The 13,206-nt window shown below is 66.3% G+C and carries 11 protein-coding genes and 2 rRNA genes (1 of these 13 cut by a window edge); 6 read left to right on the top strand and 7 right to left on the bottom strand.

The window, feature by feature from the left end:
• Nucleotides 1-912: a glycine--tRNA ligase subunit alpha gene (gene glyQ / locus RI032_RS09200; protein WP_019337946.1), complete on the bottom strand. Its 912-nt coding sequence runs from the start codon at nucleotides 910-912 to the stop codon at nucleotides 1-3.
• An 83-nt stretch (nucleotides 913-995) separates the two neighbouring features.
• Here glyQ and RI032_RS09195 point away from each other — a divergent pair, with 83 nt between their 5' ends.
• From RI032_RS09195 to RI032_RS09185, 3 genes are read left to right on the top strand one after another with little or no spacing between them, the layout of a single operon-like run.
• Nucleotides 996-2,831: a GspE/PulE family protein gene (locus RI032_RS09195; RefSeq protein ID WP_322548171.1), complete on the top strand. Its 1,836-nt coding sequence runs from the start codon at nucleotides 996-998 to the stop codon at nucleotides 2,829-2,831.
• Nucleotides 2,803-3,549, top strand: coding sequence for a glutamine amidotransferase (locus RI032_RS09190; RefSeq protein ID WP_010482408.1), 747 nt, complete (start codon nucleotides 2,803-2,805; stop codon nucleotides 3,547-3,549). The genes RI032_RS09195 and RI032_RS09190 overlap by 29 nt, the downstream gene beginning before the upstream one ends.
• A gap of 50 nt (nucleotides 3,550-3,599) precedes the next feature.
• Nucleotides 3,600-4,511 carry a BPSS1780 family membrane protein gene (locus tag RI032_RS09185; RefSeq protein ID WP_019337948.1) on the top strand — a complete coding sequence of 304 codons (912 nt, stop codon included), beginning with the start codon at nucleotides 3,600-3,602 and terminating at the stop codon, nucleotides 4,509-4,511.
• Between the two features lie 85 nt (nucleotides 4,512-4,596).
• Here RI032_RS09185 and tatC read toward each other — a convergent pair whose 3' ends face one another.
• From tatC to RI032_RS09165, 4 genes are all read right to left on the bottom strand, one after another.
• On the bottom strand, nucleotides 4,597-5,346 hold the full coding sequence (gene tatC / locus RI032_RS09180) for a twin-arginine translocase subunit TatC (RefSeq protein ID WP_010482410.1): 750 nt from the start codon (nucleotides 5,344-5,346) through the stop codon (nucleotides 4,597-4,599).
• The gene (gene tatB, locus RI032_RS09175; protein ID WP_322548170.1) at nucleotides 5,343-5,801 is read right to left on the bottom strand and encodes a Sec-independent protein translocase protein TatB; all 459 of its coding nucleotides are present in this window, start codon (nucleotides 5,799-5,801) and stop codon (nucleotides 5,343-5,345) included. The genes tatC and tatB overlap by 4 nt, the downstream gene beginning before the upstream one ends.
• Before the next feature lie 15 nt (nucleotides 5,802-5,816).
• Nucleotides 5,817-6,044, bottom strand: coding sequence for a Sec-independent protein translocase subunit TatA (gene tatA / locus RI032_RS09170; RefSeq protein ID WP_005420453.1), 228 nt, complete (start codon nucleotides 6,042-6,044; stop codon nucleotides 5,817-5,819).
• Nucleotides 6,045-6,119: 75 nt separating this feature from the next.
• The gene (locus RI032_RS09165) at nucleotides 6,120-7,013 is read right to left on the bottom strand and encodes a lipid-binding SYLF domain-containing protein (protein ID WP_322548169.1); all 894 of its coding nucleotides are present in this window, start codon (nucleotides 7,011-7,013) and stop codon (nucleotides 6,120-6,122) included.
• Between the two features lie 165 nt (nucleotides 7,014-7,178).
• Between RI032_RS09165 and hemH the strand changes: the two genes are divergently transcribed.
• The 3 genes from hemH to RI032_RS09150 all read left to right on the top strand — a co-directional run bounded on the left by hemH (nucleotide 7,179) and on the right by RI032_RS09150 (nucleotide 11,388).
• A complete protein-coding gene (gene hemH / locus RI032_RS09160; RefSeq protein ID WP_019337950.1) occupies nucleotides 7,179-8,141 on the top strand; it encodes a ferrochelatase in 963 nt (320 codons plus the stop codon).
• Nucleotides 8,138-8,992 carry an alpha/beta fold hydrolase gene (locus RI032_RS09155; RefSeq protein ID WP_010482418.1) on the top strand — a complete coding sequence of 285 codons (855 nt, stop codon included), beginning with the start codon at nucleotides 8,138-8,140 and terminating at the stop codon, nucleotides 8,990-8,992. Before hemH ends, RI032_RS09155 begins: the two co-directional genes overlap by 4 nt.
• A 290-nt stretch (nucleotides 8,993-9,282) precedes the next feature.
• A complete protein-coding gene (locus tag RI032_RS09150; protein ID WP_322548168.1) occupies nucleotides 9,283-11,388 on the top strand; it encodes a methyl-accepting chemotaxis protein in 2,106 nt (701 codons plus the stop codon).
• A gap of 410 nt (nucleotides 11,389-11,798) precedes the next feature.
• Here RI032_RS09150 and rrf read toward each other — a convergent pair.
• Both rrf and RI032_RS09140 read right to left on the bottom strand, forming a co-directional pair.
• A 5S ribosomal RNA gene (gene rrf, locus RI032_RS09145) occupies nucleotides 11,799-11,913 on the bottom strand.
• Between the two features lie 127 nt (nucleotides 11,914-12,040).
• Nucleotides 12,041-13,206 (bottom strand): 23S ribosomal RNA (locus RI032_RS09140); it runs 1,714 nt beyond the window's last position.

Below are 13,206 nucleotides of genomic sequence, written 5' to 3'. Positions count from 1 at the left end.
TCAGGCCTTCTTCGCGCCCGGGAAGCCCAGCTTCTCGCGCTGCTCGTAGTACGCCTTGGCCACCGCCTGGGCCAGCGCGCGCACGCGCAGGATGTAGCGCTGGCGCTCGGTCACGCTGATCGCACGGCGTGCATCGAGCAGGTTGAAGGTGTGGCTGGCCTTCATCACCTGCTCGTAGGCCGGCAGCGGCAGGTTCACTTCCACCAGCTTCTGCGCTTCACGCTCGCAGGCGTCGAAACGGTGGAACAGCTCTTCCACGTCGGCGTATTCGAAGTTGTAGGTGCTCTGCTCCACCTCGTTCTGGTGGTAGACGTCACCGTAGGTCACCGGCTGGCCGTCAGGGCCGTAGGTCCAGACCAGGTCGTAGACGTTGTCGCAGTTCTGCAGGTACATGCACAGGCGCTCGAGACCGTAGGTGATCTCGCCCAGCACCGGGCGGCATTCCAGGCCACCGGCCTGCTGGAAGTAGGTGAACTGGGTCACTTCCATGCCATTGAGCCAGACTTCCCAGCCCAGGCCCCAGGCGCCCAGGGTCGGCGATTCCCAGTTGTCTTCCACGAAGCGCAGGTCGTGCACCAGCGGATCGATGCCCAGTGCCTTCAGCGAATCCAGGTACAGCTGCTGGATGTTGTCCGGCGCCGGCTTCATCGCCACCTGGTACTGGTAGTAGCGCTGCAGGCGGTTCGGGTTCTCGCCGTAACGGCCGTCGGTCGGGCGTCGCGACGGCTGCACGTAGGCCGCGTTCCAGCTTTCCGGCCCGATCGCACGCAGGAAGGTGGCCGGGTGGAAGGTACCGGCACCCACCTCCAGGTCGAGCGGCTGGATGAGCACGCAGCCCTGCTGGGCCCAGAACTGGTTCAGGGTCTGGATCAGGCCCTGGAAGGTGATCGGAACGGTCGGGGTCGCGGACATGCGTACGAGTCTTGGCCGGCAAGGGGGTGCGCTAGTATAACGGCCGACCTGCGGGGCATTCCGTACCCGGGAGGAGCAGGCAGATGGAACATCGGCTGCCGGCAGGCACGCCCGGCGAGGCGGGCGGCGTCCCGCTGCCCTGGGGACGGCTGCATTTCGAGCAGATTGCCGCGGCCCTGGTCGCCGATGACCTGGTGGCCGAGCAGGACCGCGAGCGCATGCGGTTTTCCGCGCAGGGCGCACGCAACGCCAGTGAAGTGCATCCGCTGGTACTGCTGTCCAACCTCAAGCTGGCCGCCACCGGCGGCGGCGAACTGACCCTGGAGCGCCTCACCGAGTGGCTGGCCCGGCGTACCGGCAGCCGCTACCTGCGCATCGACCCGACCCGGGTCGACGTCGCTGCGGTGACCGCGCTGGTCTCCCACGCCTACGCGCGCCGCCACCGTTTCCTGCCGCTGGCGGTGGATGCCGAGCGCGTGCTGGTGGCCACCAGTGAGCCACTGGTGCAGGAATGGCGCCGCGACCTGCAGCACCTGACCCGCCGCCGCATCGAACTGGCGGTGGTCAACCCGCTGGACCTGCACCGCTACACCATGGAGTTCTACGGAGTGACCCGCTCGGTGCGCGGCGCCCGTGGCGACGTGCGTGGCGAGGCCAACACCACCCTGCCCAGCCTCGAGCAGCTGGTGGAGCTGGGCCGCACCGGCGACGTCAATGCCGACGACCAGCACATCGTGCACATCGTCGACTGGCTGCTGCAGTACGCCTACGAACAGCGCGCCTCGGACATCCACCTGGAGCCACGCCGCGAGATGGGGCGCATGCGCTTCCGCATCGACGGCGTGCTGCACAAGGTGTTCGAGGTACCGCCGGCGGTGATGACCGCCGTGGTCAGCCGCATCAAGGTGCTCGGCCGCATGGACCTGGCCGAGCGCCGGCGCCCACAGGACGGCCGCATCAAGACCCGCTCGCCGGGCGGCCGCGAAGTCGAGATGCGCCTGTCGACCATGCCCACCGCCTTCGGCGAGAAGTGCGTGATGCGCATCTTCGACCCCGATGCTGCCTTCAAGAGCATCGACCAGCTCGGTTTCAGCCCGCAGGAAGCGGCCGGCTGGAATGCGCTGGTCGAGCGCCCGCACGGCATCGTGCTGGTGACCGGCCCGACCGGCTCGGGCAAGACCACCACCCTGTATTCCACGCTGAAGCGGCTGGCGACGCCGGACGTGAACGTCTGCACAGTAGAGGACCCGATCGAGATGATCGCGCCCGAATTCAACCAGATGCAGGTGCAGACCAACATCGACCTGGACTTTGCCAGCGGCGTGCGCACCCTGCTGCGGCAGGACCCGGACATCATCATGATCGGCGAGATCCGCGACCTGGAAACGGCGCAGATGGCGGTGCAGGCCTCGCTGACCGGCCACCTGGTGCTGTCCACCCTGCATACCAACGATGCGCCGTCGGCGGTCACCCGCCTGCTCGACCTGGGCGTGCCGCATTACCTGCTGGCCAGCACCCTCAACGGCATCCTCGCCCAGCGCCTGGTGCGCACGCTGTGCCCGCACTGCAAGCAGCCGCACAGCCTCGGCGCCGCAGATTGGGCGGTGCTGGCTGATAGCCATGCTGCATATCCAGATGCCGCCACGCCCTGTCGGCCGGTCGGTTGCCTGGAGTGCCGGCGCACCGGATTCCTTGGCCGCATTGGGCTGTATGAGTTGCTGCCATTGGGCTCGCGGCTGCGCGGGCAGATCCGTGCCGACATGGATCTGGCCGGTTTCAGCCGGGCCGCACGGGCTGAAGGGCTGCGAACCCTGCGCCAGGCCGGGCTTGAAAAGGTGGCGCAGGGGCTGACTACAATCGAGGAAGTCCTGTCAGTCCTGCCGCCCCCGGATGAACCCAGCCCCGTTCCTGATCCTTGAAACCGGCCGCCCGGTACCGTCGCTGCGCCGCTACGGGCGCTTTCCGCACTGGATCCGGGTCGCCGCCGGGCTGGAAGAACACGAAACGGTGGTGGTCGATGTCGAACACGGTGGCGCTCTGCCCGACCCACATGCGTTCGCTGGCGTGCTGGTGACCGGCTCGGCCGCCTTCGTCACCGACCACGCCGAATGGAGCGAGCGCAGCGCCGCATGGCTGCGCCAGACCGCCCACGACGATCTGCCGGTGTTCGGCATCTGCTACGGCCACCAGCTGCTGGCACACGCGCTGGGTGGGGAAGTGGCCTACAACCCGGCCGGGCGGGAATCGGGCACGATCGAGCTGGAACTGCAGCCGCAGGCGGCGCAGGACCCGCTGTTCCAGGGCCTGCCGCAGCATTTCGCCGCCCATGCCACCCATCTGCAGACCGTGCTGCGCGCACCTGATGGCGCCGAAGTGCTGGCACGCTCACCACTGGACGGCTGCCATGCCTTCCGCTGGGGCCGCCAGGCCTGGGGCGTGCAGTTCCATCCGGAATTCGCCACCCACCACATGCGTGGCTACGTGCGCGCCCGTGCCGACTGCATCGGTCGCCACGGCGGTTGTGCCCGCAGCATCGAGCGTGCGGTCAGCGCCGCGCCGCTGGCCCGCCAGCTGTTGCGCCGCTTCGTCCGCCAGGCGCGGCTGTCTTCAGCCCAGCCGGCGGCAAAACAGGGATAATCGGCGGCACGGGCAGCCGCCCGGCCCCCTCCTGTCCTTCCCGGATGTCCATGAAAGAGATTCGCAAGCTGCCGGCTTCGGCGGGCGCCCAGTGGTTGCTGGATACGTTCTCGCTGTACCGGCGTGCGCCGCTGCAGCTGGCCCGGATCGGCCTGACCTGGCTGCTGGTGAGCTGGGTGGTGACCTTGCTGTCGACGCTGATTCCCGGCGCCGCCGGCATGGCCGTACAGCTGATGACCCTGGCCATCTCGCCGATCATGTTCGGCGGCATGCTGTATGCCGTGGGCGAGATCGACGAAGGCCGCCCGGGCGTGGCCTCGCACCTGCTGCAGCCGATCCGCGACCACCGCGTCAGCCACCTGCTGGTGCCGCTGGCGATCCAGGTGCTGGCGGTGCTGCTGCTGGGCGCGCTGTTGTTCCTGATGATCGGCCGCGAGGGCTTCACCGCCTTCAGCGAGGTCATGACCAAGATGGAAGAGATCAGCCGCAGTGGCCAGCAGATCAAGCCGGACGATGCAGCGGCGCTGGTCGCCAACCTGCCGGCCAAGCGCATCGCGCTGTGGATGCTGCTGGTGTTCCTGAGCGCGGTGGCGCTGTCGCTGGCGATGTTCACCCAGCCGGCGCTGGTCGTGTTCGACAAGCAGAGCGGCATGCATGCGCTGCGCCTGAGCCTGCAGGGCTGCATCGAGAACATCGGCGCGATGTTCGTGTTCGCCGCACTCGGCCTGATCGCCGCGTTCTGCATGTACATCCTGTTCGTGATCGTGATCCAGATCGCGATGCTGATCGGTGGCCCGCTGGCCGCGGCCTTCATCGCCCAGCTGGTGCTGACCACGGTGCTGATGCCGCTGTATGTCGGCGCGGTCTACGCCGCGTGGAAGCAGATGTTCGTGCACCGCGGCAGCCGCGCGGCGCCGCCGATTCCGACCACGCCGACCTCGAGCGACGTGTTCCACGCCTGACCGGCCCCACCGGTAGCGCCGGGCCATGCCCGGCGGTGGCATCACATCGAACCCGGCACGCCGGGCATGGCCCGGCGCTACCGCATCAGGCGGCGGGTTTCTTCACTACCGACGACGGCACCAGCCAGCGTGCGGCGTGGATGCCCAGCTCGTACAGCAGGCACATCGGGATCGCCAGCATCAGCTGCGACACCACGTCCGGCGGGGTCAGCACCGCCGCCACCACGAAGATGCCGACGATCGCGTAACCGCGGCCTTCCTTGAACTGCTGCGGCGTCACCCAGCCGAGCAGCACCAGGATCACCATCGCCACCGGCAGTTCGAAACTGCCGCCGAAAGCGAAGAAGATCGCCAGCACGAAATCCAGGTAGGCATTCGCATCCGGAGTGATCGCAATCACGTCCGGGCTGAAGGTGGTCAGAAAATGGAACACCGCCGGCAGCACCAGGAAGTAGGCGAAGGCGCAGCCGGTGTAGAACAGCAGTACCGACGACACCAGCAACGGCACCGCCAGGCGCTTCTCACGCGCATACAGGCCCGGGGCAACGAACGCCCACAGCTGGTACAGCAGCCAAGGCACCGCCACGAACAGGGCCACGAAGAAGGTCAGCTTCAACGGTGCGAAGAAGGCACCGGCCGGGTTGGTGGCGATCATCGTCTGCCCGTTCGGCAGCTGCGACACCAGCGGTTCGGCCAGCGCGTTGTACAGCTTCTGGGTAAACGGCAGCAGGGCCAGCAGCACCACGCCCAGGCCCAGCAGTGCGCGCACCAGGCGGCCGCGCAGTTCCACCAGATGTTCGACCAGCGAGCTTTCGCCGAAATCCTGTTCACTCATGGCTGGCGCTCCGTGCTCTGCGGCGGCGCCGCACCGGCTTCAGGGGGTGTCGCCGGCGTCGGCTCGGGAGCAACGTTCTCCTGTGCCGGCGCATCGGCATCGGGCGCAGCGCTCATATGCGGCGGCAGATCCGCAGGCGCCGGTGCGCGAACCTCCTGCGCCAGCGTATCGCCCTGCTGCTGGGCCTCCTGCGCTTCGCGACGGATCGCTTCACCGCTGGCGCGCAGCTGGTTCTCGGTGTCCTGCATGCCCTGGCGCACGTCCTGCATCTGCCGCTTGATGTCCTCGGCCTGCAGTTCGCGCTCCAGTTCCTGTTTCACCGAATCCCACTGATTGCGGGCACGACGCACCCACAGGCCGGCGAAGCGGGCCGCCTTGGGCAGGCGCTCGGGACCGAGCACCACCAGGGCGACCACTGCAATCACCAGCAGTTCGCTGAAGCCGATATCGAACACCGCAACCGCTCCGGATCAGCGAGCGTTACGGTCGTGCTCGTCCTGCGCAGTGCGCGAGGCGTCCTGGCTGCGCGACTCATCGCCCAGCTGCGCGTTCGGCTTGTCTTCGTCGCGCATGCCCTTCTTGAATTCCTTGACCGCCGAACCGAGATCCTTGGCGCCGCTGGTCAGGCGCTTGGTGCCGAACACCAGCAGGACGATGGCCAGCACGACCAACCAATGCCAGATGCTGAAACTGCCCATAAAGACGCTCGTTACGTTAGTGATCAGGCTGTCGAGCATAGCGCACCGGGTGTTAGCCGGCGCGCGTGACGAAAGTCAGTTTCCGCCCAGCGTTTCCGTGCGGATTTCGCCGTCGTTGACCGGCTGGAATCCCTGCTGCTGCGGCGGCGGGTTCTGCGGCACGTTCTGCAGCGGCGCGGTGGTGGCCTCGGCTGGGGCGGCCGGCGCTGCCTGAACAGGCGCCGGAGCAACCGCGGGGACCGCTGCCGGACGCGGGGCGCTGCCGCCGTTGCCGCTGCGGTTGTTGCGCGCGGCGTAGGTGGCCTCTTCCAGGCGATCGCGGAAGGCGACCACATCCATCGACGGCGAACCGGCGGCGCGGCCTTCGAAGATCATGCGCGGCGTGGTGTTGCTGCCGTATGCATCCAGATTGGCGGCATCATCGATCTGCAGCACCGCACCATCCAGCGCGACACCGGCGAACAGGCCGCGTGCGCGCGACCAGGACCAGATCTCGGCCTTCAGCTGGCCGTCGGTGGCAGCGGCGGCATTGCGGCCGACCGGGCCGGCGGCGACACCGGCATCGGCGCCCAGCGTGAACTTGCCGTTGACCAGATTGTCCAGGCTGCGGTCGTTGCGGAACACCAGCACCACATCGGAGGACTGCACACCGGCCTGGAAGCCGATGCTGCCGCCAGTGAGCTTCACGAACACCGGATTGGACCAGGCGCCGTTGGGCATGCGCACCGACATCAGGCCGTGGCCACGGCGACCGCCAATGACCAGACCGGCCTTGATCGTGTCGGGAATGACGATGACCGCGCGGCCTTCGTCGAGCAATTTGTCCGGAATGCCCTGTTCAGGGATTTCCTGGATTTCAGCCAGCACGCGCACGGCATTGCGGGCACGCTGGTCTTCCTGCGGTCCGGCCATGGCCTGGCTGGACAGCAGGCTGGCGGCGATCAGCAGGGCTTGGATCGGGCGACGCATGGCAGGCTCCAGAAGTCAGTCCATAGGAAGATATAGCAAGTGACTGAAATTAGTAGTGTTGTCATGAATCTCCAATGAGCGTTCCCAGCTCACATTGACGCGCGCTATGCCTGCAATCCGAACCCTGCATCCCGGCACGGCGCCGGATCGGCGACAATACCGCCCATGCTCGACGCACCCGATACCGCCGTGCTGGCGGTCAACCTAGGCACGCCCGAGACGCCGACGGCCCCAGCCGTACGCCGTTACCTGGCTGAATTCCTGTCCGACCCCCGCGTGGTCTCGATCCCGGCACTGCTGTGGCAGCCGCTGCTGCGCGGGTTGATCCTGCCGCTGCGCAGCGGCCGTTCGGCGGCCAAGTACGCCCAGGTCTGGCTGCCCGACGGCTCACCGCTGATGGTGCACACCCGGCAGCTGGCGCAGGCGATGCAGGCCCTGCTGCCGACCCTGAAGGTTCGCCATGCGATGCGCTATGGCGAACCCGCCCTGGCCAGCGAGCTCGACCGCCTCGCCGCCGAAGGCGCGCGTCGCATCGTCGTGCTGCCGTTGTACCCGCAGTACTCCACCACCACCACCGCCTCGGTCGAAGACCGCGTCGATGCGTGGCAGCGCCGCAACCCGGGCGTAACCGTCAGCCTGGTGCGCGACTACTCGGTCGATCCGGGCTGGGTCGAGGCCGTGGCCGGCTCGATCCGCCGCTACTGGGAACAGCACGGTCGCGGCCAGAAGCTGATGTTCTCCTTCCACGGCATCCCGCAGCGCCTGGCCGATGCAGGCGATCCGTATCCGCAGCGCTGCGAGGCCAGTGCACAGGCCATCGCCAGGGCACTGGAACTGGGCAGGGACGAGTGGCAGATGGGTTACCAGTCGCGGTTTGGCCGCGAGCGCTGGCTGCAGCCCTATGCCGAACCCAGCCTGTGGGCGCTGGCCGAATCCGGCGTGAAGCAGATCGACGTTGTCTGCCCGGGCTTTGCCACCGATTGCCTGGAAACGCTGGAGGAAGTGGCGCTGGGGTTCACCGAGACGCTGGCCGAGCGCGGCGCGACGATGCGCTACATCCCGTGCCTCAACGCCGATCCGGAACACGCTCGCGCCCTGGCGCGGCTGGCCGTGGCCTCGCTGGCATGAGTCTGCAGCCGTTTGAACTGGAGGTCGGTGGCGCGCGCGTCGCCGGCCTGCGCAACCACGGCGACGGCCCGCGCGTGTTGGCCCTGCATGGCTGGCTCGACAACGCGGCCAGCTTCGTGCCGCTGGCGCCGCATCTGTCGTCGCTGCAATTGGTGGCGATCGACCTGCCCGGTCACGGCCACAGCGCGCATCTGCCGGCGGGTGCCAGCTACACCACGGCCGCCGCGATCTGCCACGTACTCGATGTCGCCGATGCACTGGGCTGGGACCGCTTCAACCTGCTCGGCCATTCGATGGGCGCCGGCATCGCCAGCCTCACCGCCTCGGTCAGTGATCGGGTCGAACGGCTGGTGGCGATCGAAGCACTCGGCGGCCTGCGTGGTCCCGAGGAAGAAACCGCCAACCGCCTGCGCGAGCATGTGAATGCCACGCGTGGGCTGGCACGAAAGCAGTTGCGCGTGTTCCCCGACCTGGCCGCGCCGATCCGCGCGCGGATGATGACCAACCAGCTCAGCGAGCGCTGTGCACGCCTGCTGGTCGAACGCGGCGTGGAGCCGGTCGAGGGTGGCTATCGCTGGTGCAGCGATCCGCGCCTGATGCTGCCGACCGCGATCCGCCTCAGCGAAGGGCAGATCGACAACCTGCTGCAGGCCATCGCCTGCCCGACGCAGGTGATCTATGCCACACCGGCACAGTCGTACTATCCCGAACCGATGCGCAGTGATCGCCTGCAACACCTGCGCAATGGCCGTCTGGCGGTGTTTGCCGGCAACCATCACCTGCACATGGAAGATCCGGAACAGATCGCAGATGTGATCCTGCACTTCTTCAACAACGACAACGGCGGCTGAGCGCAGGCACCGGCGCGCTTCACTCTGCGCGTCTGCGGCCGATACATCAGTTGCGGGCCCTTGCGTCCGCAGCACGCAGGTCCGGTCGGGCCTGCGGCGTGTGTCTGGTTCTGCAAGGAAGTCCGCATGCCCGCTCCATTGCACCGCCACCCACAGGATGTGGTCACGGTGTCCCGTCTCCGCGTCGCTGATCGCGTCGCATTCCCCGAATTCCCGGCTCGCGCCCTGGTCACGCACTCCTGCGTGCGCCGCGGCGTGGCCGTTGTCGTTTGCTGATCCAGGAGTCGCCGATGTCCGTTGCATCCTCCCGTCCCCCCGATACCGCCCGACTGCCGCATCTGCAGCAGCTCGCCCGCCGCGCTGACCGCCGCCTGCTGATCGGCAGCGCGGTCCTGGCCCTGGCTGGCCTGGTGCTGGCCCTGCGTGGTCCGCAGCTGCAGGCCGCCGCGTTGGTGGCCGTCGCCGTGCTGCCAGCCGCGTGGTTCGGCGGACCGCAGGCGGGCCGGGCCGTCGCCCGCAACGGCTTGGCATTGCTGTTGTCGCTGCAGCTGGCCGTGTTGTGCGCGATCGCCGGCCTGTCACCGGCGTTGCCGATTGCCCTGCTGCTGGGCGTGCTGCTGGGCCACCGCGATCGCCTTCCGGTGTGGCTGGCCGGTGGCGTCGGCACGCTCGCGCTGCTGGCACCGCTGCAGGCGGGCGCTGCCGCGTGGCCAACGCTGCTGCAGGCCGGCATGTTCGCGGGCCTGACCTTGTTCCTCGGCCAGGTCGCACTGCGCCTTCGGCAGCAGACCGAGGCCCTTGGCCATGGCCCGCATCGGCTTGCCGCGCTGGCACGTGACATCGCCACCGGTGCCGATCTTGGTGCACATGCCGACACCAGCGCCTATGCACCGGGTTCACTCGCCCACGCCCTGGCCGACACCGCACGCCACGTGCAGGCACAGCGTGGACGCGAGGCGGCGGCGCATGCGGAGAACGCGCAGATCCGCCAGGCGCTGGATGCCTCGCGCACCGCGATGATGATCGCTGACAACGACCACGTGATCCGCTATGTGAACCGCTCGGTGGTAGCCCTGCTGCGCAACCAGCAGGCGACGCTGCGACAGGCCTTCCCCGATTTCGACGCCGAACGCCTGGTCGGCAGCAGCATCCATCGTTTCCATGCCAACCCGGACCGTATCCGCGTCATCCTCAACGGCCTGCAGGTCACGCACAACGGCAAGGTGCAGATCGGACCCGTGCACTTCGCCCAGGTGGTCACCCCGGTGTTCGACGCGCAGGGCATGCGCCTGGGCTTCGCCGTGGAGTGGCATGACCGCACCCATGAGCTCGCGCTGGAGAACGCCGTGGCCGGCATCGTTGCAGCGGCAGCGGCCGGTGACCTCGACCAGCGCCTGCAGGCCACTGAAGGTGCCAGCTTCCTCGATGGCCTGACCGGTGGCATCAACCAGCTGCTCGATACGCTCGGCAGCACCGTCAACGAAGTGCGGCAGATGCTCTCGGCATTGACCAACGGTGATCTGGATCGGCGCATGCACGGCGAGTATCACGGCGCTTTCGCTGCGATCCAGCGCGATGCCAATGCCACGGCCGGGCAGTTGGCACGTATGGTCGGTCGCATCCAGGAATGTGCGGCGTCGATCAGTACCGCCGCCAGCGAGATTGCCGCCGGCAACGGCGCATTGTCCGAGCGCAGTGAGCGCCAGGCCGCGCACCTGCAGGAGACTGCAGCATCGATGGAGGAACTCACCGCCACCGTGCGCCAGAACGCCGCCCATGCGCGTGAGGCCAGTGCGTTGGCCGCCTCCACGCAGAGCGCTGCCAGTGACGGCAACACGGCCATGCAGCGGGTGGTGGATACCATGCAGGCCATCGAAGGTGCCTCGAAGCGGATCGGCGACATCACCGGCGTCATCGACGGCATTGCCTTCCAGACCAATATCCTGGCGTTGAACGCAGCGGTGGAGGCGGCACGCGCCGGCGAGCAGGGCCGAGGCTTTGCCGTGGTGGCCAGCGAGGTGCGCGTGCTGGCACAGCGTTCGGCGGCGGCCGCACAGGAGATCAAGAAGCTGATCGACGAAGCAGGCCGGCAGGTGGGCGAAGGTGCCCAGCTGGTGGCCGACGCCGGCCAACGCATGCAGGGCATTGTGGGCGGCGTGGAGGATGTCAGCCACCTGATGCGCGAGATTTCCGCAGCGTCGCAGGAGCAGTCGATCGGTATCGAGCAGATCAACCAGACCGTGGTGCAGATGGATCAGGCCACGCAGCAGAACGCGGCGCTGGTGGAAGAAGCCACCGCTGCCGCACGTGAGCTGCAGTCGCAGGCGGGGACGCTGACTGAGGCGGTCTCGGTGTTCCGCCAGCAGGAAGCACATGAGGAGGCTCTGGTCGCCTGATCCCGTTTTTCAGGTGATCCCGATGAAGACGGCGCCCGCGGGGCGCCGTTTTTTTTGCGTGTTGTGCGTGATGGGTCACGCCGGTAGCGGCCCGCACTGGTTGGCGCCGTGGTTTCTCGCGGAGAGCATCCACGCGCGGCGTGGACCTATTCGGCAAACGATTGCGGCGCGGGCCTGCTGTGGGTTAGTTGGCAACCTTGGTTGGCGCCTGGGTTCCTCGCGGAGAGCATCCACGCATGGCGTGGATCTACCGCTGATCCCTCTGCCATCGGTAGTCGCCAACCTTGGTTGGCGCCGCCGCTCGCGGCGGTTCCATCAACGCGTCTGCCGGCCAGTGGCCGGCATTACCCGGAATTTCCTGCGCACAAAGAAAAACCCCGCTGCGCAAGCAGCGGGGTTTTGGGTGTAAACCCTGGCGATGACCTACTCTCGCATGGCTTGAGCCACACTACCATCGGCGCAGCTGCGTTTCACTTCCGAGTTCGGGATGGGATCGGGTGGTTCCACAGCGCTAATTTCACCAGGGAGGCGGTTGGAGCGTCGCCATCCAATACAGCCGGATAAGGCGCCTGCCTCTCGTAGTTCTTGTGACGTAGCGTGCACTTGGATGCTCTTACGACGCTGTCGTAAAGCCAAGGCAACTTGAGGTTATATGGTCAAGCCTCTCGGATCATTAGTATCAGTTAGCTCAATACATTGCTGTACTTACACACCTGACCTATCAACCACGTAGTCTACATGGTTCCTTCAGGGGGCTTGTGCCCCGGGAGATCTCATCTTGAGGCGCGCTTCCCGCTTAGATGCTTTCAGCGGTTATCGCTTCCGAACATAGCTACCCGGCAATGCCACTGGCGTGACAACCGGAACACCAGAGGTTCGTCCACTCCGGTCCTCTCGTACTAGGAGCAGCCCCTCTCAAATCTCCAACGCCCATGGCAGATAGGGACCGAACTGTCTCACGACGTTCTGAACCCAGCTCGCGTACCACTTTAAATGGCGAACAGCCATACCCTTGGGACCGACTACAGCCCCAGGATGTGATGAGCCGACATCGAGGTGCCAAACACCGCCGTCGATATGAACTCTTGGGCGGTATCAGCCTGTTATCCCCGGAGTACCTTTTATCCGTTGAGCGATGGCCCTTCCATACAGAACCACCGGATCACTAAGTCCTAGTTTCCTACCTGCTTGATCCGTCGATCTTGCAGTCAAGCACGCTTATGCCTTTGCACACAGTGCGCGATGTCCGACCGCGCTGAGCGTACCTTCGAGCTCCTCCGTTACTCTTTAGGAGGAGACCGCCCCAGTCAAACTACCCACCATACACGGTCCCCGACCCAGATAATGGGCCCAGGTTAGAACGTCAAGCACGACAGGGTGGTATTTCAAGGATGGCTCCGCCACAGCTAGCGCCATGGTTTCATAGCCTCCCACCTATCCTACACAGACGAACTCAACGTTCAGTGTAAAGCTATAGTAAAGGTTCACGGGGTCTTTCCGTCTTGCCACGGGAACGCTGCATCTTCACAGCGATTTCAATTTCACTGAGTCTCGGGTGGAGACAGCGCCGCTGTCGTTACGCCATTCGTGCAGGTCGGAACTTACCCGACAAGGAATTTCGCTACCTTAGGACCGTTATAGTTACGGCCGCCGTTTACTGGGGCTTCGATCAAGAGCTTCGCCTTGCGGCTGACCCCATCAATTAACCTTCCAGCACCGGGCAGGCGTCACACCCTATACGTCCACTTTCGTGTTTGCAGAGTGCTGTGTTTTTGATAAACAGTCGCAGCGGCCTGGTTACTGCGACCCTCTTCAGCT

It is taken from the genome of Stenotrophomonas geniculata (genome assembly GCF_034508895.1).
GTDB classification, from domain to species: domain Bacteria; phylum Pseudomonadota; class Gammaproteobacteria; order Xanthomonadales; family Xanthomonadaceae; genus Stenotrophomonas; species Stenotrophomonas geniculata.
Note: the sequence above shows the minus strand (reverse complement) of the source record. Positions and strands in the feature narration are given on the sequence as shown.

What these genes read in the sequence shown, in the direction of transcription:
- glyQ (WP_019337946.1), bottom strand. Translation starts at nt 912, where the DNA reads ATGTCCGCGACCCCGACCGTTCCGATCACCTTCCAGGGCCTGATCCAG.
- RI032_RS09195 (WP_322548171.1), top strand. Translation starts at nt 996, where the DNA reads ATGGAACATCGGCTGCCGGCAGGCACGCCCGGCGAGGCGGGCGGCGTC.
- RI032_RS09190 (WP_010482408.1), top strand. Translation starts at nt 2,803, where the DNA reads ATGAACCCAGCCCCGTTCCTGATCCTTGAAACCGGCCGCCCGGTACCG.
- RI032_RS09185 (WP_019337948.1), top strand. Translation starts at nt 3,600, where the DNA reads ATGAAAGAGATTCGCAAGCTGCCGGCTTCGGCGGGCGCCCAGTGGTTG.
- tatC (WP_010482410.1), bottom strand. Translation starts at nt 5,346, where the DNA reads ATGAGTGAACAGGATTTCGGCGAAAGCTCGCTGGTCGAACATCTGGTG.
- tatA (WP_005420453.1), bottom strand. Translation starts at nt 6,044, where the DNA reads ATGGGCAGTTTCAGCATCTGGCATTGGTTGGTCGTGCTGGCCATCGTC.
- RI032_RS09165 (WP_322548169.1), bottom strand. Translation starts at nt 7,013, where the DNA reads ATGCGTCGCCCGATCCAAGCCCTGCTGATCGCCGCCAGCCTGCTGTCC.
- hemH (WP_019337950.1), top strand. Translation starts at nt 7,179, where the DNA reads ATGCTCGACGCACCCGATACCGCCGTGCTGGCGGTCAACCTAGGCACG.
- RI032_RS09155 (WP_010482418.1), top strand. Translation starts at nt 8,138, where the DNA reads ATGAGTCTGCAGCCGTTTGAACTGGAGGTCGGTGGCGCGCGCGTCGCC.
- RI032_RS09150 (WP_322548168.1), top strand. Translation starts at nt 9,283, where the DNA reads ATGTCCGTTGCATCCTCCCGTCCCCCCGATACCGCCCGACTGCCGCAT.